The 22,193-nt window shown below is 63.1% G+C and carries 18 protein-coding genes and 2 pseudogenes; 9 read left to right on the forward strand and 11 right to left on the reverse strand.

What is annotated here, in order from left to right:
* Window positions 1-110 precede the first annotated feature (110 nt).
* Together PDMSB3_RS29765 and PDMSB3_RS29770 are read right to left on the reverse strand one after the other, a co-directional pair.
* The gene (locus tag PDMSB3_RS29765; RefSeq protein WP_165188604.1) at window positions 111-809 is read right to left on the reverse strand and encodes a PepSY-associated TM helix domain-containing protein; all 699 of its coding nucleotides are present in this window, start codon (window positions 807-809) and stop codon (window positions 111-113) included.
* A 28-nt stretch (window positions 810-837) separates the two neighbouring features.
* Entirely contained in the window at window positions 838-3,006 is a 2,169-nt protein-coding gene (locus PDMSB3_RS29770) for a TonB-dependent siderophore receptor (protein ID WP_232064355.1), read from the reverse strand.
* A gap of 391 nt (window positions 3,007-3,397) precedes the next feature.
* Between PDMSB3_RS29770 and PDMSB3_RS29775 the strand changes: the two genes are divergently transcribed.
* From PDMSB3_RS29775 to PDMSB3_RS29785, 3 genes are all read left to right on the forward strand, one after another.
* Window positions 3,398-4,639 (forward strand): cyanate transporter, encoded by a 1,242-nt coding sequence (locus PDMSB3_RS29775; RefSeq protein ID WP_035516700.1) that lies wholly within the window; start codon window positions 3,398-3,400, stop codon window positions 4,637-4,639.
* A gap of 179 nt (window positions 4,640-4,818) precedes the next feature.
* Window positions 4,819-5,394: an ANTAR domain-containing response regulator gene (locus tag PDMSB3_RS29780; RefSeq protein ID WP_007177633.1), complete on the forward strand. Its 576-nt coding sequence runs from the start codon at window positions 4,819-4,821 to the stop codon at window positions 5,392-5,394.
* Window positions 5,395-5,404: 10 nt separating this feature from the next.
* A complete protein-coding gene (locus PDMSB3_RS29785; RefSeq protein ID WP_007177634.1) occupies window positions 5,405-6,562 on the forward strand; it encodes a CmpA/NrtA family ABC transporter substrate-binding protein in 1,158 nt (385 codons plus the stop codon).
* Window positions 6,563-6,580: 18 nt separating this feature from the next.
* Here the strand turns inward: PDMSB3_RS29785 and PDMSB3_RS29790 are convergent, their stop codons facing one another.
* Both PDMSB3_RS29790 and PDMSB3_RS29795 read right to left on the reverse strand, forming a co-directional pair.
* The gene (locus PDMSB3_RS29790; protein ID WP_007177635.1) at window positions 6,581-7,999 is read right to left on the reverse strand and encodes a sensor histidine kinase; all 1,419 of its coding nucleotides are present in this window, start codon (window positions 7,997-7,999) and stop codon (window positions 6,581-6,583) included.
* A complete protein-coding gene (locus PDMSB3_RS29795) occupies window positions 7,996-8,667 on the reverse strand; it encodes a response regulator (protein WP_007177636.1) in 672 nt (223 codons plus the stop codon). The genes PDMSB3_RS29790 and PDMSB3_RS29795 overlap by 4 nt, the downstream gene beginning before the upstream one ends.
* Window positions 8,668-8,806: 139 nt before the next feature.
* Here PDMSB3_RS29795 and PDMSB3_RS29800 point away from each other — a divergent pair, with 139 nt between their 5' ends.
* The 5 genes and pseudogenes from PDMSB3_RS29800 to PDMSB3_RS38325 all read left to right on the forward strand — a co-directional run.
* A complete protein-coding gene (locus PDMSB3_RS29800; protein ID WP_007177637.1) occupies window positions 8,807-9,895 on the forward strand; it encodes an ABC transporter substrate-binding protein in 1,089 nt (362 codons plus the stop codon).
* 103 nt (window positions 9,896-9,998) lie between these two features.
* Window positions 9,999-11,768: an ABC transporter permease gene (locus PDMSB3_RS29805; protein ID WP_007177638.1), complete on the forward strand. Its 1,770-nt coding sequence runs from the start codon at window positions 9,999-10,001 to the stop codon at window positions 11,766-11,768.
* A complete protein-coding gene (locus tag PDMSB3_RS29810) occupies window positions 11,761-12,828 on the forward strand; it encodes an ABC transporter ATP-binding protein (protein ID WP_165188609.1) in 1,068 nt (355 codons plus the stop codon). The genes PDMSB3_RS29805 and PDMSB3_RS29810 overlap by 8 nt, the downstream gene beginning before the upstream one ends.
* 54 nt (window positions 12,829-12,882) lie before the next feature.
* A pseudogene (locus PDMSB3_RS29815) lies at window positions 12,883-13,960 on the forward strand (porin).
* Window positions 13,929-14,144 (forward strand): annotated as a pseudogene (locus PDMSB3_RS38325) (STY0301 family protein); the annotation flags it as partial. The pseudogenes PDMSB3_RS29815 and PDMSB3_RS38325, both read left to right, overlap by 32 nt.
* A gap of 75 nt (window positions 14,145-14,219) precedes the next feature.
* Here PDMSB3_RS38325 and rhaS read toward each other — a convergent pair.
* The 6 genes from rhaS to rhaM all read right to left on the reverse strand — a co-directional run bounded on the left by rhaS (window position 14,220) and on the right by rhaM (window position 20,250).
* On the reverse strand, window positions 14,220-15,227 hold the full coding sequence (gene rhaS / locus PDMSB3_RS29820; protein WP_007177642.1) for a rhamnose ABC transporter substrate-binding protein: 1,008 nt from the start codon (window positions 15,225-15,227) through the stop codon (window positions 14,220-14,222).
* A 102-nt stretch (window positions 15,228-15,329) separates the two neighbouring features.
* Window positions 15,330-16,346 carry an ABC transporter permease gene (locus PDMSB3_RS29825; RefSeq protein ID WP_007177643.1) on the reverse strand — a complete coding sequence of 339 codons (1,017 nt, stop codon included), beginning with the start codon at window positions 16,344-16,346 and terminating at the stop codon, window positions 15,330-15,332.
* A complete protein-coding gene (locus tag PDMSB3_RS29830; protein ID WP_007177644.1) occupies window positions 16,339-17,397 on the reverse strand; it encodes an ABC transporter permease in 1,059 nt (352 codons plus the stop codon). The genes PDMSB3_RS29825 and PDMSB3_RS29830 overlap by 8 nt, the downstream gene beginning before the upstream one ends.
* Window positions 17,394-18,962: a sugar ABC transporter ATP-binding protein gene (locus PDMSB3_RS29835; protein WP_165188612.1), complete on the reverse strand. Its 1,569-nt coding sequence runs from the start codon at window positions 18,960-18,962 to the stop codon at window positions 17,394-17,396. Before PDMSB3_RS29835 ends, PDMSB3_RS29830 begins: the two co-directional genes overlap by 4 nt.
* Window positions 18,963-18,997: 35 nt before the next feature.
* Window positions 18,998-19,891 (reverse strand): amidohydrolase family protein, encoded by an 894-nt coding sequence (locus PDMSB3_RS29840; protein WP_007177646.1) that lies wholly within the window; start codon window positions 19,889-19,891, stop codon window positions 18,998-19,000.
* Window positions 19,892-19,926: 35 nt separating this feature from the next.
* The gene (rhaM, locus tag PDMSB3_RS29845; protein ID WP_007177647.1) at window positions 19,927-20,250 is read right to left on the reverse strand and encodes an L-rhamnose mutarotase; all 324 of its coding nucleotides are present in this window, start codon (window positions 20,248-20,250) and stop codon (window positions 19,927-19,929) included.
* Between the two features lie 130 nt (window positions 20,251-20,380).
* Here rhaM and PDMSB3_RS29850 point away from each other — a divergent pair, with 130 nt between their 5' ends.
* Complete coding sequence (locus PDMSB3_RS29850; protein ID WP_007177648.1) at window positions 20,381-21,382, forward strand: LysR family transcriptional regulator; 1,002 nt, start codon at window positions 20,381-20,383, stop codon at window positions 21,380-21,382.
* Between the two features lie 15 nt (window positions 21,383-21,397).
* On the opposite strand, the gene PDMSB3_RS29855 is transcribed toward PDMSB3_RS29850, so the two are convergent.
* Window positions 21,398-22,180: an SDR family NAD(P)-dependent oxidoreductase gene (locus PDMSB3_RS29855; protein ID WP_007177649.1), complete on the reverse strand. Its 783-nt coding sequence runs from the start codon at window positions 22,178-22,180 to the stop codon at window positions 21,398-21,400.
* Between the last annotated feature and the right edge of the window lie 13 nt (window positions 22,181-22,193).

Raw genomic sequence — 22,193 nt, forward strand, 5'->3', positions numbered from 1 at the left:
AGCGGCGACATCTCCCGCGTGATCGAGCGTGTCGAAAACCGACGGAGAAGGCGGCGCAGAGCATTCCACGACAAGCCGCCCGCCCGACCCAGTGCGGTCGCCTATCCTGCTCAAAGCGATTGCAAGGCGAGCACGATGCCCGCACCCAACGCAATAAGAAAGATTGCCGCGCCGCTTGTCCGTCGACGATTGAGCCCGGTCCAGAGCACCACGCCCGTGAGCGAAAGCAGCACGAGGCTTCCCGCCATCGAATCCGCCAGCAGTATCCAGCCTGCTCGCGCGCCTTCCGCCCGGTGCAGACCTTCCAGCGTGTTGATGATGCCTTGATCGCGGCGTTCCACGTCGATTGTGTTGCCGCCCTTCCAGTATTCGGCGCTGAGCAGGTAGCTCGGCGCGATGAACCGGATCTGCCAACGCTCGGGTTGCATCACGGACCGGTCTCCCCAGGTTACGGCGTGCGCGGGTTCGCGATTCGCCCGTTCCGCGGGACGGTCCAGTTTGAGTTCCGAGCGCAGCCAGTTCGCCATCTCACGAGGAGACTGGGGAGCCGGATCGGGCACCTGCAAGTGTATCTTCGACACGACAGGCGCGTCGCCAACGCGAATCTTCATGGTCGCGCGATGATTCTGCAGAAAACCCGTCACGCCGAAGAGCAAGCCCAGAACGGCACCCCACAGCCCTATCCAACCGTGAATCCGCCGCAACCATTTGAGAAAGATACCGCGACGGCCCGCTGACTTGCCGCGTTGCGAGCGCGGCTCAGTAGCTGAGGCGCGTGCCTCGTTTGTTTCGGTTAACTGATTATTCATGGTCGGGTTGCCGTTGTATGGGTGGAGTCTAGAAATCGAGCGTGGACGTCAATTCGAGTGTGCGTCCGAGTCCCACACCGAGCTGGTTGGATCCGGCCGCGCTCCAGTACCGCTTGTTCGTGGCGTTCTCGAGATTGGCCTGGAATGAGATACGCTTGCCGTAGACGCGCGTGGAATAGCGCGCGCCTGCCGTCAACAGCGTGTAGCCGCCAATGCTCGCCTGATCCGCACTGTTGACCGGTCGCGGACCGATGTAATACACACCGGCGTTGACCGACAGCCCGGCCAGCACGGGAACGCGGTATTCGGCAAAGAGACTGGCGGTCACGTGCGGCGTGTTCTCTGGCGTCTTGCCGAGCAGCGTAGGGTCGGACGAATCGACCTGTTTGGCGTCGAGATACACTGCGGACGCAGTCAATGAAACGTCCCGTGTCACATCGCCCTGGACAGAAAACTCGACACCGCGATAGCGGGCGTTACCGTCCATCACATAGACGTTGTCGCTGTTGACCTCCGCCGAGGGCTGCCGAAGATTGAACAACGCGAGAGATACGAGCGTATTGCCAGGAAGACGCGTGCGCACGCCCACCTCTTCCTGCCGGCTGACGACCGCCGGCAGTATCTGGTTGGCGTTGTTCGCCGTGGCGGGCGCACTGCCGGCCGATTCCAGCGCCTCGACATAGCTCGCGTAGACGCTCGTATTCGGCGTCAGGCGGAAGCTCACACTGCCCGAAGGGGAAGTCCGGCTGATGTCCGAGTTCGGCGTACCGGCCTGCGACGTGATGTATTCCGAGCGACGCACGCCGGCCACCACCTGGAGTCGCGACGTGAGGTCGATCTGATCGAATGCGTACACTCCGCTATTGCGGATATGTTGCGCGAAAAACTGCTTGGGTGTCCCGCTCGGCGTGAGCTTCGTTACGGGAACGGGATCGTAGAGGTTCTGGCTTGCCGTGAAGAAATTCGTCGTGAAGTCCGGCTGGAACAGCCAGTTCTGCGTGACGCCGACTGTCAGGGTGTGGCCGATCGATCCTGTTTTGAAGTCGCCGTTGACGTCCAGCCGAACATTCTTGTTCTCGTACATCTGGCCATTCTGCTGGCTCGCCTGCAAAGTGCCGGCCCCCGTGGCGACGTTGTACTTCTGGAAGACCCATGCCCAACGGTCGCGACGTGTGATCGACTGGCCGAGAGAAAACGTCGCGCTCCAGTGATCGGAGAACGCGTAGTCGGCGCGGAGCAGCTGCGTATTGGCACTCGCGAGTGTGGGCTGACTGCCGCTGACGAGGAGCTTTGTCGGATCAGGCAGGGCCGGAAGCGAAATGACGCCGTTTTTCGGCGCCAGCGGAACAATACCCGCCTGCTCGACGATGCTCGTTTCGATATGTTCGAAGTCGTACTGGAACTTGAGCTTGCTGTTCACGCGCCAGTCGAACGCCGCGCTGATGAACTTGCGATAGCCGTGGTCACCGTCGATGGGCGTCTCGACGTGTTCGTCCATTGCGTTCACGCGAATGCCGAACTGGTCGTCCGGGCCGAAGCGTCGCGCAATGTCGGCGTGAGCGCCATACGATCCATGCGAATCGCCGAGAAGCGAAATGCTGGTCACGGGGTCGGGGCCCGCCTGTTTGGTCACCATGTTGACGATGCCGGCGGGAACCGTGAAGCCGTAGTACAGCGCGGATGCACCCTTCAATACTTCGACGCGCTCCTTGTCCTCCATCGGCATCCAGATGTTGTTGTCGATCGGAAGCACGCCGTTGAAGTAGAAGCTCGAGCGGTTATCGAGCGGAATGCCGCGGATCGAGATGTTGTCGTACGCGAGGCCGCTCAACTGCTGACGCGTCACACCGGCAACGTTGCGCAGCGCGTCGTAAAGCCCGGTGTCGCCCTGCGCATCCATCACGCCTCGCGTGACGACGTTCACCGTTGCCGGCACATCGAGTGCGTCGAGTCCGCGATAAGGGCCGGTCTCCACGGTCGTGGGAGCAAAGCCCTGCGCCTTCGTGCCTGTCACGCGGACCGGGGCGAGCTGCTGCGGATCGGATGCCGCGGAGGCGTCGGTGGCGGTATCGCCCGTTTCCGCGGTCTCGGCAAAAGCTGGCGAGCCACCGATGATCCCTGCGGCCAGCAGCGCGCTAACCAGCAAACTTCTTGTGTCGAGCAAAGCGACCTTGCTCGCGTTCCTGCGGCGAAACATATACCCCCCGATCAGGCGGACACCGCTCCTCTCACCCATCAAGGTGAGGCACCGGGTGTCGGCCTGTTGTCTTTTAAAGTGCGCATGGTAATACGAATCGTTACCGTTTGCATTTATTCAAATTTTCGTCAATCTGACACATTTGCAGGGCTTTTTTAAAATTACATTTTGCTTTCTTGTTGATTTTCGCTGAACTGTCTGCCGGAGGAACGAACGTCTTTCTCTGCAGGCACTGAGCTATACCGGGCATTACCGATATGGTTAACCATTTTTTGTTATTATGGTTGACCATACAAAACACCGCGCGCCTTCCATGCCGTCGCCACGCTCCCGTTCCATAGCAGCGTTCGCCTACAACTCACCGCCCCTTCCTCTCGCGACCAGGATCATTGTGAATTCACACTCCACCGCCAGTCCGACCCGCACTTCCGCTCGCCACGCCGCTGTGGCGCTAAAGTGGCAAGACGTCGTGTGGCTGGGCGCTATCATCGCGATCGGCATCAACCTGCGCCCGCTGCTGACCTCGATTAGCCCGTTGATGACGACGATCCGCGACGCAACCGGCCTCAGTTTCTACGGCGTGTCGTTGCTGACCAGTCTGCCGGTCGTCGCGATGGGCATCGGCGCATTCGGTGCGGGCGCGTTGGCGCGGACAATCGGCGAGACACGCGGCGTCGCGCTCGGCCTGCTGGCTATCGCGCTCGCCTGCGCGGCACGGTGGACGGCATCGAGCGGTGCGGCGCTATGGGCTACGGCATTGCTGGCAGGCGCGGGCGTCGCCGCGATCCAGGCATTGCTGCCCGCCGTGATGAAGCAGCGTTTCCATGCACGCGTGCCACTCGCAATGGGTGTATTCTCCGCGTCCATCATGGGTGGTGGCGGGCTGGGCGCCAGTTTGAGCCCGTGGGTAAGCCACGCGATGCAGTCATGGCAAGCGGGGCTCGCGGTATGGACGATTCCGGCTTGTGCCGCACTGGTCTGCTGGTTGGCATTGCAGCGGCGCTCTTGCGGGACCGGCGCCGCGGCAAAGCCTGCACCGGCGCATGCCTCCACTCTTTCCCTATGGCGCACGCGCCGCGCGTGGACGCTCGGGCTTTACTTCGGCATCGTCAACGGCGGCTATACGAGTCTTGTCGCGTGGTTGCCGGCGTTCTACCAGCAGCGCGGCGCGAGCGTGGCGGCGAGCGGTTCGCTGCTGGCCGGCATGACGGTGTTTCAGGCCACGGCAGCCTTGCTGCTGCCGCTCGCCGCAGCGTCGTTCCGGGATCGCCGGCCGTGGCTGATGCTCGGCCTCTCGGCGCAATTGTTCGGACTGCTTGGCTTGATTGCCTGGCCCGATGCCGCGCCCTTGCTGTGGGTCGCCGTAGCAGGCGCAGGACTGGGCGGGACTTTCTCGCTGACACTCGTCACCGCCCTGGATCATTCAACCGATCACCGCGTGGCCGGCGAACTCGTCGCCTTCACCCAAGGCGTGGGCTTCATCGTAGCGGCCGTCGCGCCGGTCGTCACCGGCCTCGTGCGCGGCTGGAGCGGCGGCTTCGACGCCGCGTGGACCATGCTGGCCGGCTGCGTCGTAGCCATGATGGCGCTGAGTTTTCTGTTCTCGCCTCGCAGTTGCGGCCAATGGCGCTGAAGGATTGAGCGGCCCGTCATGCGCCGCTTCGGTGCATGAACCTCGCATGCCCCTCGCAGGTGCAGTGGCGGCGGCCCACGCAAACGGCAAGTCCGTGATTGCGTTAGTTTCAAGCCGGCACGGATCGACTGGCATAGCCGTTGCTTTATTCCTCACAGCCGTCGATAAAGCCCCACTCCATGCTGCGTGTTCTCCTCGTAACCGACACCGATAAGCCCATCGGCGATCTCCGCGACGCCCTTGCCCGACTCGGCTACGAGATGCTGGCGGGCACCGCCACGCCGCAAGCATTACATCGCGTGGTACAGAGCGAACGGCCCGATGTCATCATCATCGATACGGAATCGCCGTCGCGCGATACGCTCGAACAGCTTGCCGTGATGAACGCCACCGCGCCGCGCCCGGTGCTAATGTTCAGCCACGACGCCAACCAGCAGTTGATCCGCGACGCCGTCGGCGCGGGCGTCACGGCCTATCTCGTCGAGGGTCTGGCGACCGAGCGTCTCGCGCCGATTCTCGAAGTCGCGCTCGCGCGTTTTGCGCAGGAATCGCAATTGCGCGAACGCCTCGCGCAAGTCGAAAACGAACTCGCCGAGCGCAAGCTGATCGATCGCGCCAAACGTCTGCTGATGGATCAGCAAAAGATCACCGAACACGCCGCCTACGCCAACCTGCGCAAACGCGCGATGAACCAGGGCGTCAAACTCGCCGAAGTCGCGCGCGCCATTCTCGCGTCGGCCGACTCGCTCAAATGAAGCGCCGTCCATGAACTCTCCTACCACCACCGCACTCGCCGCGTCGTCCGCATTGGAAAAGCTCGAGAAGACCCATTTGCGGCTCGGTTTCGTGGCGCTCTCGGATGCCGCGCCGCTCGTCGCGGCCAAGCTGCTCGAATTCGGCCACGCGCACGGCCTGACGCTGGAGTTGTGCCGTCAGCCGTCATGGGCCGCCGTGCGTGACAAACTGCTGTCGGGCGATCTGGACGCGGCGCACGCCCTTTATGGACTCGTCTACGGCGTGCAGTTGGGTCTCGGCGGACCACAAACGGATATGGCCGTGCTGATGGTACTCAACCGCAACGGCCAGGCCATCACGCTGTCGAACCGTCTCGCCGATGCGCTCGCCAAGCACGGCACACTGCCCAAGGCGCTCGCGACGCTCGGCCGCAAGCCGGTCTTCGCGCAGACCTTCCCGACCGGCACGCACGCCATGTGGCTGTACTACTGGCTGGCGTCGCAAGGTGTGGATCCGTTGCGCGATATCGAGAGCGTGGTGATCCCTCCGCCGCAAATGGTCGCGGCGCTCGCCGAAGACAAACTCGACGGCCTGTGCGTCGGCGAGCCCTGGAATACGCAGGCCGAAGCGCAGGGCGTGGGCAGAACGATCGCTTATACGAGCGACGTGTGGCCCGATCATCCCGAGAAAGTGCTGGCGTGCCGGCGCGATTTTGTCAGCGCGAATCCGAATGCCGCGCGCGCGCTGGTGCAAACCATGCTCGAAGCGTGCCGCTGGCTCGACGGCGCGGGACATCGCGAGGAAATCGCGCGCTGGCTTGCGCGGCCAGACTATGTGGGCATCGATGCAACGTTGATTGCTGCGCGCCTCGGCAACGCGATCGCGGCTTCCGCGCCGGGCGGCCTGCCCGTGCGGTTCTTCGACAACGGCGCGGTGAATTATCCGCGGGCGTTCGAAGGCGCATGGTTTCTCACGCAGTTCGAGCGCTGGGGCATGATCGACGCGCGCGCGGATTATGCGGACATCGCCGCGCGGATCAACCAGACGCAGTTGTATCGCGAGGCAGCCGCCGCTATGAACGTGGCCGTGCCGGAAGAAAGCGCTTCACAGGTATTGATCGACGGCGAAACATGGGGCAGCGGCACGTCGCCCACCGGTTATGCACGGCGCTTTCCGATTCGCCGCTAGATCCCGGCCGCGCGCGGGTCACGCCGTATTCAACGGCGGAAACAGCACGCTGACGACTAAGCCGCCGCCGTGTGCATCGGTGAGCGCAACCAGTGCACCGTGCACGCGCGCGATTTCCCTCACGATCGACAAACCCAGCCCACTGCCCTCGACCGCCTGCGTCGCCTCGCTGCGATAGAAGCGTTCGAACACCGCCTCGCGTTCGCCCGCGGCAATGCCCGGTCCATTGTCGATCACCTGCAGCAATGCCTGCGCCCCTTCGCGCGCAACTCGCACGGTAATCACCGCACCGTCGCCGGAATAACGGATCGCGTTGTCGATCAGATTGCCGACCAGCTCCGCGAGCAGATCGCCCTGCCCCATCACGTCGATACGCGCGTCCTGTTCGAAGCCGAGATCGATGCCGCGTGCGCGCGCCACCGGCGACCAGTCGAGCGTCACGCTGCGCGTCACCTTATGCAACGACAGTGCCGCATGTTTGACGGTGTAGCCACTGTGCGCATCGAGCCGCGAGAGCGACAGCAACTGCTGAACAATATGCACCGCGTGTTGCACCGCGCGATTCAACCGCCGCAAATGCACCCCTTGCCGACGATGCCCGCCCGAATTCTCCTCCACACCGTCGATATCGCGCAGCGCCAGTTCGGACTCCGCCTGAATCACCGCCAGCGGTGTTTTCAACTGATGCGCGGCGTCGTTGAAAAAGCGCCTGCGCGATGACTGCATCAGTTGCGTGCGGCCGATGTACTGATTGATCGAATCGACCAGCGGCGTCACTTCGCTCGGCAGCCCGACCGTGTCGAGCGGCGTCGGATCGTCCTCGGCGCGCGCCGCCACTTTCGCCGACAGACGGTTCAACGGCCGCAAGCCGCGCGCCACGCCCAGCCACACGATGCCGAGCGCGAGCACCACCAGCAGGCCTTCCTGTTGCAGCGAGCCGGTGAGAATCTCGCGCGCCAACGCCTGACGCTGCTCGATCGTTTCGCCGACCCTCACCAGCACCACCCGCGTCTGCGCGCTCGGCACGTCGTGCACGGGCAGCCTGAGCATGGCGATACGCAGCGGACGGCCGCGAAACACGTCGTCGTAGAAACGCACGCTGTAGGGCTCGCCCGGCATTTTTCCGGGGTCCGGCAAGTCAGGATAGCCGGTCACCACACGGCCGCCTTCCTCGCGAATCTGATAGTAGATGTTGCCGCCGCCGTTCGATTCGAACATCTCCAGCGCGAGATAGGGAAGATCGACTTCGATCTCGCCGTCGCGCAAGCGGATGCCGTCGCGAATCGAGCGCAGCGAAAATTCGAGCGTGCGGTCAAAAGCCGCATGCGCCGCGTTCATGGCGCGCTGATACGTGAGCCACGCGTCGAGCCCGAGCAGCAGAAGCAGCGGCACTAGCAGCCACAGCGCAACCCGCACGCGCAGGTTCGGCTGCGTCATGCGCTTTTTGCTTCCAGCAGATAGCCGAGCCCGCGCAGCGTCACGATGCCGACCGAACTGCGTTCGAGTTTCCTGCGCAAGCGGTGTACATAGATTTCGATGGCGTCCGCGTTCACCGATTCGTCGAGCCCGAAGATTTTCTCCGACAGCGTGTCTTTGTTGATCGCGCGGCCGTTACGCAGAATCAGCACTTCGAGCACCGAACGCTCGCGCGGCGTCAGCGCGAGCGCTTCTCCGTCGAGCGTGAAGCCACGATCCACGCTGTCGTAAAGCAACGTGCCGCATTGTGCATGGAGCGGTTCCTGGCCGTGACTGCGGCGTAACAGCGCACGCGCGCGTGCTTCGAGTTCGGTGAGCGCGAAAGGCTTGGCGAGATAGTCGTCGGCGCCGAGATCGAGACCGCGCACGCGCTCCTCCACCGAACCGTGCGCGGTCAGCATCAGCACCGGCACGGCGTTGCGGCGCGCGCGCAAACGGCGCAGCACTTCGAGGCCGTCGAGCTTCGGCAAGCCGATATCGAGAATCACCAGTGCGTAGTCCTGAGTGCGTAAGACGTGGTCGGCGGACTCGCCGTCGTGCATGCAGTCCACCGTGAGTTTTGCGCTGGTCAGCGCGTCGGTAAGCGAACGGGAAAGGATTGGATTGTCTTCGACGAGCAGCACGCGCATAAGCAGAATCCCAGGGAAATCCATGAGGCGAATTCGACCATTGTGACGCATTTCCTTCGAAAATTGAAAGCATTCAGAAAGCGTCGACCTCTTACCATTCGCCTACACAAAACCAACACGAAGTTTTCTGGAGGAAGACGTGCAAAACGCTTTGAAGGTACTCGCAGTAGCTGCCGCATTCGCCGTAAATTCAGCATGGGCGGCCATTCCCGCCGGTTATCCCGGTGATTACCAGGCCACGGTCGACGGGGCTAGAAAGGAAGGCAAGCTGATTGTCTACTCGGTCACGGACACCGCGCTGGTGCGCCCGCTCATCAAGGACTTCGAAAGCCTGTACGGCGTCAAGGTCGAGTACAACGACATGAACAGCACCGAGCTGTACAACCGCTACATCAGCGAAAACGCGGCGAGCAGCACCAGTGCCGACGTGCTGTGGAGCTCGGCGATGGATCTGCAGGTCAAGCTAGTCAACGACGGCCTGATGGCCTCTTACGAATCGCCGGAAGCGAGGCACTTGCCGCAATGGGCGCAATACCAGAAGCAGGCTTACGGCACCACGTATGAGCCGCTCGCGATCGTCTACAACAAACGCCTCGTGCCGGCCGGCGACGTGCCGCAAACGCGCGCCGATCTGATCAAACTGCTGCAAGGCAAGCCCGACCAGTTCAAAGGCAAAGTCACGACCTACGACATCGAAAAGTCCGGCGTCGGCTTCAACTATCTGACTCAGGACGCGCGCGTCAACCCGCAGGTCACGTGGGATCTGGTGAAAGCGATGGGCGCCACCGGACCGAAGCTGCAATCGAGTACGGGCGCCATGATGGAGCGCATTTCCTCGGGCGAGAACCTGATCGGCTACAACATTCTCGGCTCGTACGCGCTAACCAAGGCGAAGAAAGATCCGTCGATCGGCTACGTCTATCCAAAAGACTACACATTGGTGGTAAGCCGGCTCGTGACGATTTCGAAGAAGGCACAAAGCCCGAACGCCGCCAGGCTGTGGGTCGACTATCTGCTTTCGCAACGCGGCCAGACCTTGCTGGCCAATCAGGCGAGCCTGTTCTCGATTCGCGGCGACGTGGAAGGTGAAACGTCGATGGCAGGTCTGACGAAGCAGCTCGGCGACTCGCTCAAACCGATCCCGATCGGCGCAGGCCTGCTGGTCTATCTGGACCAGTCCAAACGCCTCGAATTCCTCAAGCAATGGCAACAGTCGATCAAGCGCTAGCCATTCGCGCTTGACACACCGGTGGCCGCACTAACAAACGCGGCCGCCAGCCCTTCCTTCCACACCTGTCGATATGCGGCTTTTATGCCGCAGGGGGACACTCATGCTTTCCACTAGCGCAACCGGACGCCGCGCGGCATCGCCGCACGCGGCAGACGGCGGCTCGATCGGCGCGCTGCCGCGCGGCGGACTGCAGCCGTTCATGGGACTGCTGCGCTGGCTCGTCGTCGCGGTGCTGACCGTGGCGGTCGCGCTGCCGCTCGGCTTCATCCTGTTGCAGAGCGTTCTGAACGCGCCGTTCTTCGACGCGAAGCGCACGTTCGGCCTCGCCGGCTTCGAATTCATTTTCAGCGACCCGGACTTCTGGTCCGCGCTAAAGAATTCGTTCGTCATCGCAGCGGGGATGCTGTTCATCTCGATTCCGCTCGGCGGCATTCTCGCGTTCCTGATGGTGCGCACCGATCTGCCCGGCCGCCGCTGGCTCGAACCGCTGCTGCTCACCCCCGTGTTCGTTTCGCCGATGGTGCTCGCCTTCGGCTATGTAGTCGCGGCCGGCCCGGTGGGTTTCTACTCGGTCTGGTGGATGGAACTGTTCGGCACCGCCGAAGCCCCGTGGACCGTTTATTCGGTGTTCGCCATCACGGTGATCGTCGGCCTCACGCATGTGCCGCACGTGTACCTGTATTCGTCGGCGGCGCTGCGCAATCTCGGCTCGGACGTCGAAGAAGCGGCGCGTGTGGCCGGCGCGCGGCCGTTTCGCGTCGCCCTCGACGTGAGCCTGCCGATGACGCTGCCCGCGTTGCTGTTCGCCGGCGTGCTGGTGTTCTTCCTCGGCTTCGAAGTATTCGGCCTGCCGCTCGTGCTCGGCGATCCCGAGGGACACCTGGTACTGGCCACGTATCTCTACAAGCTCACCAACAAGCTCGGCGTGCCCTCGTATCACCTGATGGCCGCGGTCGCGATGTGCATCGTCGCGATTACGTTTCCGCTCGTGCTGCTGCAACGCGGGCTGCTGAAGAGCGCGAACCGCTTCGTCACCGTCAAGGGCAAGGCGGGACGTCAGACCGTGCTGCCGCTCGGCGTGTGGCGCTGGGTCGCGCTCGGCATCGTCGCGCTGTGGTTGCTGCTGACGGTATTCGTGCCGCTTTCGGGCATCACGCTGCGCGCGTTCGTCACCAACTGGGGGCAAGGCGTGCATCTCGCCGAAGTCCTCACACTCGCCAACTTCACCGAACTCTTCGAGCAGGACAACCTGGTGCGCGCGATTCTGAACACGCTCGGTATCGGCGTGTTGGGCGGCGCGCTGGCGGTGGGCTTCTATTCGCTGGTGGCGTTCGCCGGCCATCGCCGCAACGACTGGGCCACGCGTCTGCTCGATTACCTCGTGTTGCTGCCGCGCGCGGTGCCGGGGCTGCTCGCCGGTCTCGCGTTCCTGTGGATCTTCCTCTTCGTGCCCGGCCTGAAGGAACTGAAGAACTCCATGTGGAGCATCTGGATCGCCTACACGGTCGTGTGGCTCGCGTACGGCATGCGCCTGATTCAGAGCGCGCTGCTCCAGGTCGGCCCCGAACTCGAAGAAGCCGGACGCAGCGTCGGCGCCACGCGTTCGCGCGTCAGTCTCGACGTGACGCTGCCGCTCGTGCGCTTCGGTTTGCTCGCGGCGTGGCTGCTGATTTTCATGATTTTCGAGCGCGAGTATTCGACCGCCGTCTATCTGCTTTCGCCCGGCACGGAAGTGATCGGCGCGCTGCTGGTATCGCTGTGGGCGACCGGCGCGGTCGATCAGGTCGCGGCGCTTTCTGTCATCAACATCGCGATGGTCGGTGCCGGGCTCGGCGTCGCGCTGCGCTTCGGAGTGAAATTGCATGGATAAGCTTTCGGTCGACAACCTCTTTCTCAGCTATGGCGACAACCCGATTCTCAAGGGCGTGTCGTTCCAACTGAACCCCGGCGAAGTAGTCTGCCTGCTGGGCGCGTCGGGCAGCGGCAAGACCACGCTGCTGCGCGCGGTGGCCGGTCTCGAACAACCGTCGTCGGGCCGCATCGAACTGGACGGCAAGACGTTTTTCGACGGCGCCGCGCAGGTCGATCTGCCGGTCGAGCAGCGCTCGCTTGGGCTCGTGTTCCAGTCGTATGCGCTGTGGCCGCATCGCACGGTGGCCGATAACGTCGGCTATGGATTGAAGCTGCGGCGCGTCTCGCCCGCCGAGCTGAAAAAAAGGGTACAGGCCGCGCTCGATCAGCTCGGCCTCGGCCACCTTGCCGCGCGTTATCCGTATCAGCTTTCCGGCGGCCAGCAACAGCGTGTCGCGATTGCGCGGGCGCTGGTCTATAACCCGCCCGTGATTCTGCTCGACGAACCGCTCTCGAATCTCGACGCCAAGCTGCGCGAAGAAGCCCGCGCCTGGCTGCGCGAGCTGATCGTGTCACTCGGCCTCTCCGCGTTGTGCGTCACGCACGACCAGACCGAAGCGATGGCGATGTCCGACCGCATCCTGCTGCTGCGCAACGGCCGCATCGAACAGGAAGGCACGCCCGCTGAGCTGTACGGCGCGCCGCGCTCGCTCTATACCGCCGAATTCATGGGCAGCAACAACCGCATCGACGCACGCGTTGCCGCGGTCGACGGTGAACGCGTGACGCTAGCCGGTGACGGCTGGCAACTGCAGGCGCAAGCGCGCGAAGCGCTTACCGCCGGACAGCACGCGCAAGCCGTGATCCGGCTTGAGCGCGTGCAGGTCGCGGACGGTCCCGGCGCGAACCGGCTCGAAGCCGACCTCATCACGTCGATGTATCTCGGCGACCGCTGGGAATACCTGTTCCATTGCGGCGAACTGCGCCTGCGTGCCTTCGGCCACGTGCCGCGCGCGGCTGGCCGCCACTGGATCGAATTCCCCGCCAACGACTGCTGGGCCTTCGCTCAGGCCAGCTAGGAACCGCACCCAATCCCCAACCGAAGTAACAAGACCAACCACAGGAGACTGTTGATGAAGTTGAGCATGAAGAAGGCGACCGTCGGCGTGACTTGCGCCGGGCTCGCCGGTTTTGCAGCGGGCGCGCACGCGCAATCGAGCGTGACCTTGTACGGCATCGTCGATGCGGGCGTCGAATACGTGAACCATGCAAGCAAGGACGGCGGCGCCGCGCGCCTCGTGTCCGGCGGCAAGAACACCTCGCGCTGGGGTTTGCGCGGCGTGGAGGATCTCGGCGGCGGCCTGAAGGCGGTGTTCCAGTTGGAAAGCGGCATCAACATCGCCAACGGCCAGTTCGACGACAGCTCCGGCGCGATTTTCGACCGCCGTGCGACCATTGGCCTGAAAAAACCGCTTCGGGCAAATCACGCTCGGCCGCAATTTCACGACCACGTACGACTACATGTTGCAGTTCGACCCGATGGGTTACGCGCCGAACTACTCGTGGGCCACGTCATCCACGGCGACGGGCGGCCGCAAGGACGGGCTGTTCTCGCGCTCGTCCAACGCGGTACGTTATGACGGCACCTTCTCCGGCTTCAAGTTCGGCGCAATGTATGGCTTCGGCAATGTGCCCGGCAGCATGAAGTCGAGTTCCAAGTACGACTTCGGTTTCGGCTACGAGAACGGGCCGTTCGCCGCGGTCGCGACCTTCGACCGGCAGAACGGCGCGAACGACAGCGTCACGCCCGCCGATACCACCAACTATATTCAGGGCATTCACGCCGGCGTGAGCTACGACTTCGGCGCCGTGAAGGCAATGGCCGGTTATCGGAACTACCGGCGCACGTTCCACACCACCGCGCCGACGCAGCGCAGCGACATGTACTGGCTCGGCGGCCAATACGATGTGACGCCGTTCTTCTCGTTGTTCGCGGCCGTCTACCATCAGGACATCAAGGATGCGAGCGACGCCGATCCGACGCTGTTCTCACTGCGCGCGCAATACGCACTGTCCAAGCGCACGGTGCTGTATATGGCGGGCGGTTATGCGATGGCCAAACATGACAATGCGGTCAGTCTGTCACGCGATCTGACCGGCGCGGCGGATACGCAAGCGGGTGTCACGGCGGGTATCCAGCATCGGTTCTGAAGCTTTTTGCGCGGCGAGTCGCTCGGCGACGAGGCGGACTCGCTTCTTGAACAACGCTGCTTTGTACGACGGACCGCCTGACCGGATGGTGGGTCTTGCATCCGTATCCGCCGGCCGTGTGGATCGCTGGGACACCGATAAGATTGACCCGTATCTCGTCTGCAAATACAAGGGTACAGCCAAGACCATTACGCGCCTCGCGTTTCGTGCACTGCCGAACGCCTCAGCCGCGCAACGTCGCGCGGCGTTGCATTGCCGCTCAGAAATTGAAGTTGTCGATATTGCTCGAGTCGAACGTAGTCGGCGGTCCGAGAATGATTTCGCCTTGCGGTCCGACGGTGCGCTTGCCGAGTTTGCCCGCATCGAACGACTCGCCTTCCTTACCACTGATCGTGCCCGACGCCAGCGCCGCCGCGGCATAAGCAGCCAGGTAGCCGAGTTGACCCGGATCCCACAACTGGAACGCCTTGACAGTGCCGTTCTTCACGAACGCGCGCATCTGGTTCGGCGTGCCCAGACCGGTCACCGCCACTTTGCCCTTGCTCGACGAAGTCGAGATATAACGCGCGGCTGCGGCAATGCCGACCGTGGTCGGCGCGACAATCGCCTTCAGGTTCGGATATGCCTGCAACAGGCCTTGCGTTTCGGTGAACGACTTCTGATCGTCGTCGTTACCGTAGGCGATTTTCACGAGCTTGATCTTCGAGTACTCGGGCTTCTTCAATTCCTCCTGCATCCACTTGATCCACGTATTCTGATTAGTCGCGTTGGGCGTGGCCGATAGCACGGCGAACTCGCCCTCGCCGCCCATCAGCTTCGCGACCAGTTGAACCTGGCCACGGCCGATCCCTTCCGCGTTCGCCTGGTTAACGAACAGTTGACGGCCCTCGGGCGCAGTGTCGGAGTCGAAGGTCACAACCTTGATGCCCTGCGACATCGCTTTCTTCAGATATGGCACCACTGCATTGGCGTCGTTGGCGGCGATCACGATAGCGTCCTGCCGCTGCGTGATCAGCGTGTTGATGTACTGCACCTGCGACGAAGCCCCTGCATCCGACGGCCCCACCGCTTTGCCCACGCCGCCGAATTCCTTGATCGCGGCCATGCCGCCGTCGTCGGCGATCACTTCATAGGGGTTGTTGATCTGCTTCGGCACGAAGGCGATTTTCAGACCGCTTTTCAGGCCTGCGGCGGACGCGGCGCAACTGATCGCTATCAACGCGACGCACAGCGCAGCGGTGCCGGTGTGACGTAGAGGTTTAAACATGAAGTGTCTCCTGCCTTGTTGTTGGACGTGGTGTTGTCCGGGTTATCCGGGGTTATCGGTTATTGGACTTTCTCTTCGAGAGACGCAGGCATTGCCAGAACGTTACAGGGAAACAGTGGACTTCGCGATGAAACGCCGGTCGCGCGCCGCGCGCCAGCGGGCAACCAGATTCGGTATCAGCACCGACGCCAGCAGCAGCACGCCGGTGACGATGGTGAGCGTTTCGCTGGACACGTCGTCGAGCGTCAGCGCGTTTTTCAGCACGCCGATAATCAGCAGCGACAGCAGCACACCGATCATCGAACCGCGTCCGCCGAAAATACTCACGCCGCCGAACAGCACCGCCGCGATCACCGACAACTCGAAACCTTCGCCGTTGTCGCCGCGCGCGCTGGTGAAGCGCAGCGTATAGACCACGCCCGCCAGCGCGCTCATGGCGCCGGACAGCACGAACAGACGCAAGCGGATTTTCGCCACTTCGATGCCCGAGAATGCCGCTGCGGTCGGATTCGCGCCGATCGCGTAGAGACTGCGGCCGAACGCCGTGGATTGCAGCAGCACAGTGAATGTCACCGCGCCGACAATCACGATGACAAACGGCAACGGGATGAAACTCCCGCCTAGCGTGTTCATGCCAAACGCCGTATAAGCCGCCGGAAAATCCGCCACCGCCTGGTCGCCGAGCAGCACATAGGCGAGACCGCGAAACAGCGCCAGCGTGCCGATCGTCACCGCGAGCGAAGGCAGATTGAGCTTCACGATCACGAGGCCGTTCAGCAGGCCGGCCAGCGCGCCGGCAATCAGCACGAGCACGATCACGACCGGCATCGGCAGGCCCATATGCCACAGCACGCCCATCAACGCGCTGGATGCGCCGAGCACCGAGGCCACCGACAGATCGATTTCGGCGGCAACGATGATCAGCGTCATCGGCAGCGCCATCAAGGCGATCTCGGTCAGATCCGCCAGCACGTTGCTCAGATTCGCGCCGGTGAGAAACACGGGCGACAACAACCTGCCGAGCGCGAGCGAGAGAATCAGTACGATCACCAGCAACACTTCCCATTGCAGCGGCGTTTCGCGTTTGCGCGTGAGCAGCGCGGAATCGGGTTTAGCCATGATCGCGTTTCCTCATCATGCGTTTGGCGACGGAGCGGGCCAGCAAGGTATCGGCGGTAATCGCGGCGACGATCAACGCGCCTTCGATCGCCTGCTCCCAGAAGGGCGACACGTGCAGCACCACCAGCGCAATGCTGATCACGCCGAGCACGAGCGCGCCGAGCGTAGCGCCGAGAATGGTGCCGACGCCGCCTGTGATCGCGACACTGCCCACCACGGCGGCAGCCACCACCTGCAACTCGATGCCCTTCGCCGTGCTGGCATCCACGGTGCCGAAGCGCGCCAGCCACAACGCACCCGCAAAACCGGCAATTGCGCCGGACAGCAGAAAACCCGACATCACGCGACGCTCGACGTTCACGCCGGCCAGTCGTGCGGCCTCTGGATTCGAGCCGATCGCGTAGTGTTCACGGCCACCGCGAAACTGCTTCAGATAGACGGCGAGACCGACCAGCACGACGATGGCGATCACCGCGAGTGTCGGAATGCCGAGCAGCGTGCCGGTGGCAAGGCGTGAAAATGCATCGGGCAGACTTGTGGCATTGATCTGCCCGCCGTGCACCCATGCATAGTCGGCGCCGCGAAAAATGTACAGCGTGGACAACGTCGCCACGAGCGACGGTACGCGCCCCACCGCGACGAGCAGCGCGTTGATGCTGCCCGCCACGAGCCCGATGGCGAGCCCCGCCGCCAATGCGACGATCACCGGCATCTGCGGAAACGCGACATACAGACCGCCGACCGCATACGCGCTGACGCCGACCGTGGATCCGACCGAGAGATCGATATGCCGCATCAGGATCACCACGGTCATGCCGGCTGTCAGCAGACTGATGATCGACACGTTCAGCAGCACGTCGCGCAGATTCTGCAGATTCAAAAACTGGGGTTTCGCGAGCCCTGTACCCACGATCAGCAGAATCAGCACGACAAAGAGCGTCGTCTCGCGGCTCTTCGCGATGCTCGCGGCAAATCCGCCTGGCGAGCTCGCCGCGCGCTTCGCGACCGGTGCATGAACCGGCGCGGGATGGGTGGAAGAATGGCGCATCATGCGGCGTGCCCCAATGGTGGAACCGTTTGGCCGGGTTGGCCAGGTTGGCCTGGATAGCCGACGGATTGGCCGAGTGCGGCGGCCATGATGCGTTCCTCGTCGGCGTCGGCACGCGCTATATCCGCGCTGATACGCCCCTCGTGCATCACCAGCACGCGGTCGGCCATGCCGAGCACTTCCGGCAATTCGCTCGATATCATCAGCACGGCCATGCCGTCGCGCACCAGTTCTGCGAGCGCGCTATACACCTCCGCTTTGGCGCCCACGTCAATACCACGCGTGGGTTCGTCGATGATCAGCACTTTCGGCCCGGTTGCCAGCCATTTGCCGAGTACGACCTTCTGCTGATTGCCGCCCGACAACGTGCCGACCAGTGCATTCGGATCGCCCGCCTTGAGGTGCAGGCGCGTGCCCCATTGTCTGGCGAGCTGCGTCTCGCTGCGCGTCGAGATGAGGCCATGTTTGACCAGCCGCCCGAGCACCGTCATCGACGCATTGCGCGCGATGCTCAACTCCAGTGCGAGCCCTTGCTGCCGGCGATCCTCCGGCACCAGCGCCAGTCCGGCACGCACTGCGGCGGCGGGCCGGCCCGCCGTCAGACGCTCGCCGGCAATCCAGATCTCGCCCGAGTCGAGCGGATCGATGCCGAAGATCGCCCGCGCGACTTCGCTGCGCCCCGCGCCGACCAGTCCTGCCAGCGCCACGATCTCGCCCGCGCGCACGTCGAAGGAAATGTCCTTGAACACGCCGATGCGCGTGAGGCCGCGCACCGACAGGCGCACTTCGCCCGGCGGCCGCTCGGCCTTGGGATAGAAGGTTTCCAGATCGCGCCCAACCATTTTTGCAACGATCGATTCGGTGTTGAGATCGGCAGTGAGACCGTCGAAAACTTTTGCGCCGTCGCGCATGATCGTGACGCGCTGTGTCAGCGCGAATACTTCGTCGAGCCGGTGCGTGATGAACAGGATCGCCACGTCGCGCTCGCGCAGCTTGCGCACGATCGCAAAGAGCCGTTCCACTTCGGGTAGCGACAATGCAGCGGTGGGCTCGTCCATGATGAGTACGTTGGCATTCAGCGACAGCGCCTTGGCAATTTCGATCACCTGCTGATCGGCAATCGACAAACCGCGCACCAGCTGATCGGCGCGCAGATCGACGCCGAGCGACGCCAGCAGGCCGTCCACCTCGCTGCGCATCACGTCGTACTGAATGCGGCCGATGCGGTCGACCGGCTGCCGTCCCATGAAGATGTTCTCCGCGATCGACAGATCGAAGAACAGCGTCGGTTCCTGATAGATAACCGCGAGGCCGGCGTCGCGTGCCTCGGCGGGTGTCGCGAAGCGGCGCGCCACGCCGTCCACCAGCAACTCGCCGGTGTCCGGCTGATGTACGCCCGCGAGAATTTTCACGAGCGTCGATTTGCCCGCGCCGTTTTCGCCGAGCAGTGCATGCACTTCGCCCGGCCATAGCGCGAGATCGCCGTCGGATAGCGCGCGAACCCGGCCGAATGATTTACTCGCGTGCCGCAATTCGAGTCTCGGCACCGGGGATGTGGGTTGCTGCACTGCGTGTCTCCTTCTATTTCGCGTTCCAGGGCACTTCAGATGCGGTAGCAACGTTCAGCATTCCGGCAAAACAGCGCCTCTTTCTCGGCGACGCTCGCGCCATCGACGATCGATCCATACGCATGCCACAAATCCGCGTAAGAGCCGAACAGCCGGTCGACCGGAAAGTTCGAGGCGAACATCGCGCGCTCGACACCGAACGTATCGATCGTTTCGAGTACGTACGGCCGCAGGCTTTCAACGGTCCACCGGTGATCGAACATCGCGAGCCCGCTGATCTTCACGGCGACATTGGGGCAACCCGCGAGCAGGCGCATGCCGTCGCGCCATGCGCGATAACCGGCCACGCTGCTGCGATCCACGAACATGCCCGCGTGGTTGATCACGAACTGCGTGTCGCCATGCGAGCGCGCCAACGCCGCCGCTTCTTCCATCTGTGACGGATACAGTTGAAGATCGAACGACATGTCGTAACGGCGCAGCAGCGCGAAGTGCTCGCGCCATTGCGGCTCGCGCATGAAATGACGGCCGACGTAATCGAACAGCCTGTTCTCGTGCACGTTCAGAATCTGCCGGATGCCGCGCGTATTCGCGAGCGACGCATGGGCTTCGAGCACGGCCGGCGCATTCGGCGCGGACAGATCCACCGCGGCGACAAGCGCGTTCGGCATGCCGCCCGATTCCTTGCGATCCGCAATGGATTGCAGCCAGCGCGTTTCTTCCACCGGATCGGCAGGATCGTGATTCGCTTCGACGTGCACCAGTTTCAGCACCTCGATGTCGCCCGCCTCGCCCAGCAGATCGTCGAGCAGGTAGTCGTGCTTCAGATCGCGCGCGTCGCCCACGAACGACACGCCGGGGTTTTCGAGCCATGGATAGCGATGCGTTTTCAGATCCCAAAGATGGATATGCGAATCGACCACCTGCATGCGACACCCTCCGTCCGGTGAAGATCGTTTCAAGGTCAGCTCAGCGAATTCAGATGAAAGACCGGTTCGAGCGGCTGCTGAAGCGGCGTGTGATCCGGTGCCGTCCGCATGATGTCGGCCATGTAATCCCACCATTTGCGCATTACGTCGAGTTGCGGCAACTCGTTCATGGTGTGGTGGTTATTTCGCGTCAGCATGGCGAATAGATGGTGCGAGTCCGGGTCGAAGAAAATCCGGTAATCGCGCACGCCGGCGTTGTGCAATGCATCAACCAGTTCGGGCCAGATTTGCGCGTGACGTCGTTCGTATTCCTCGCGCATGCCGGGGTTGAGCACCATCCGGAAAGCAATTGTTTCCATTGCGGCCTGTCTCCCGTCGTATCGGGCGCTTTCTCAGAGAAGCGTCTGATGCGACTATAATTCCTGCGTCGATAGCATCTCAATCCGTTGTTGGGATTGGGCGATCCACAAACCGAATCGCACCCGCCCCATGAGCCAACATTCAGCAACTATCGCACTGGTCAATCGGCTCAAGTTCAAGCACCTCGCGCTGCTCGTCGCGCTCGACGACGCACGCAATCTCCATCAGGCCGCCGAGGCCGTCAACGTGGCCCAGCCGAGCGCGAGCCGCATGCTCGGCGATATCGAGGAAGCGTTCGGCTTCCTGCTGTTCGAGCGCAACGCACGCGGTATGACGCCCACGCCGCTCGGCGTCGTCACGCTGGCCTACGCGCGGCGCGCGCTGGCCGAGCTGACCCGTTTCGCTGAAGACCTCGAAGTCAAGCGCCGCGGCGGTCACGGGCAACTGACGGTCGGCGCGATCATGGGCGCCGCGCCCGATCTGCTGGCTATGGCAGTCGCCGCGCTGAAAACCGAAAGCCCGCTGCTGAATGTGCGCATTCTGGGCGAAACGAGCGATCAGGTCGTGCAATTGCTGCATCGCCGCGAAGTCGATCTGGCGCTCGGGCGCCTCACCAGTCCGCTGCAACACAACGATTTCAGTTTCGAGCCGCTCGCACGCGAGACGCTGCTGCTGGTCGTGCGTTCGGTGCATCCGCTCGCGCAGCGCGCGCGCCTTACCCTGCGTGAGCTGATCGACTGGCCGTGGGTGGCGCAGCCTGTCACCAGTCCGGCGCGTGTGCTTTTCGAAGAGGAACTCGCGCGTGCGGGACTGGCCACGCCGGTGAACCTGACCGAATGCGCGTCGATCTTCGCAACGCTGCAATTGCTCGAGAATTACGATGCGGTGGCAATGCTGCCCGAATCCGTGGTGCGCGATCATTTGCGCGGCAAACTGCTGGTTGCGTTGCCGCTCGAAATCGGCAAGAGCCTTTCGGGCTTCGGCATTCTCACGCGCAAGGAAGAACCGCTGGCTGAACCCGCGCTGCGTTTCATCGATCTGTTGCGCGGTTTCTCGCACAAGCTCAAGCGCGACGACACGGCCGCGACCGCATCCAGTCCGCTGATCGCGGCTTCGGTTCCGGTGAACTGAAATCGGCATTGCACGTTACTGCAGGTTGACGAAGAGGCCGCCGTCCACCAGCAACGCTGCGCCGGTCACATAGCGCGCGCGGTCGGAGGCGAGGAACGTCACGCAATCGGCTACATCTTCCGGACGACCCAACCTGCCGAGCGGAATACGTTTTTCGAAGTAGGCTTTTTTGGCTTCGTCGGCGAGATCCTCCGCGTTCAGATCCGTGGCGATGGTGCCCGGCATGACCGAGTTGCAGCGAATGCCGTACGGTCCCAACGCGACCGCGCAGGATTGCATCAGCGAATGCACGCCCGCTTTGGTCGGTGTGTAATGCGTCTGCATGCCGCCGCCCACCAGCGCGCTGATCGAACTCGTCGCCACGATCGCGCCGCCCGTGCCTTGCGCTTTCATCTGTTGCGCGGCGGCTTGCGTCACGTAGAACGCGCCATTCAGATTGACCGCCACTGTCGACTCCAGAACTTCGGGCGGCATGTCGAGAAAAGCATGGAACGGGCAGATGCCCGCGTTGCTGGCGAGCACGTCGACTTTGCCGAAAGCTTCCACCGTATGGCGCACCAACTGCTGGCCGGTTTCGCGCGCTGCGACGTTGCCTTCGATTGCAATCACGCGCCGCCCCAGCGCCTCGATTTCGCCGACCACTTCAGCGACGGCGGAACGGCGTCCGTACGATGCGTCGTTATCGCCCCAGTAGTTGATCGCCACGTCCGCGCCTTCGGTTGCGCACGCAACGGCTATCGCGCGGCCGATGCCACGCGAACCGCCGGTGACGATCACGACCTTGTCCTTGAGCAGCACGTCATTCTCCTTT

This window comes from Paraburkholderia dioscoreae (genome assembly GCF_902459535.1).
GTDB lineage: Bacteria > Pseudomonadota > Gammaproteobacteria > Burkholderiales > Burkholderiaceae > Paraburkholderia > Paraburkholderia dioscoreae.

Bases quoted from the DNA above. Each gene is read 5' to 3' on its own strand.
- PDMSB3_RS29765 (WP_165188604.1), bottom strand. From the start codon at position 809: ATGAATAATCAGTTAACCGAAACAAACGAGGCACGCGCCTCAGCTACT.
- PDMSB3_RS29770 (WP_232064355.1), bottom strand. From the start codon at position 3,006: ATGTTTCGCCGCAGGAACGCGAGCAAGGTCGCTTTGCTCGACACAAGA.
- PDMSB3_RS29780 (WP_007177633.1), top strand. From the start codon at position 4,819: ATGCTGCGTGTTCTCCTCGTAACCGACACCGATAAGCCCATCGGCGAT.
- PDMSB3_RS29785 (WP_007177634.1), top strand. From the start codon at position 5,405: ATGAACTCTCCTACCACCACCGCACTCGCCGCGTCGTCCGCATTGGAA.
- PDMSB3_RS29790 (WP_007177635.1), bottom strand. From the start codon at position 7,999: ATGACGCAGCCGAACCTGCGCGTGCGGGTTGCGCTGTGGCTGCTAGTG.
- PDMSB3_RS29795 (WP_007177636.1), bottom strand. From the start codon at position 8,667: ATGCGCGTGCTGCTCGTCGAAGACAATCCAATCCTTTCCCGTTCGCTT.
- PDMSB3_RS29805 (WP_007177638.1), top strand. From the start codon at position 9,999: ATGCTTTCCACTAGCGCAACCGGACGCCGCGCGGCATCGCCGCACGCG.
- PDMSB3_RS29810 (WP_165188609.1), top strand. From the start codon at position 11,761: ATGGATAAGCTTTCGGTCGACAACCTCTTTCTCAGCTATGGCGACAAC.
- rhaS (WP_007177642.1), bottom strand. From the start codon at position 15,227: ATGTTTAAACCTCTACGTCACACCGGCACCGCTGCGCTGTGCGTCGCG.
- PDMSB3_RS29825 (WP_007177643.1), bottom strand. From the start codon at position 16,346: ATGGCTAAACCCGATTCCGCGCTGCTCACGCGCAAACGCGAAACGCCG.
- PDMSB3_RS29830 (WP_007177644.1), bottom strand. From the start codon at position 17,397: ATGATGCGCCATTCTTCCACCCATCCCGCGCCGGTTCATGCACCGGTC.
- PDMSB3_RS29840 (WP_007177646.1), bottom strand. From the start codon at position 19,891: ATGCAGGTGGTCGATTCGCATATCCATCTTTGGGATCTGAAAACGCAT.
- rhaM (WP_007177647.1), bottom strand. From the start codon at position 20,250: ATGGAAACAATTGCTTTCCGGATGGTGCTCAACCCCGGCATGCGCGAG.
- PDMSB3_RS29850 (WP_007177648.1), top strand. From the start codon at position 20,381: ATGAGCCAACATTCAGCAACTATCGCACTGGTCAATCGGCTCAAGTTC.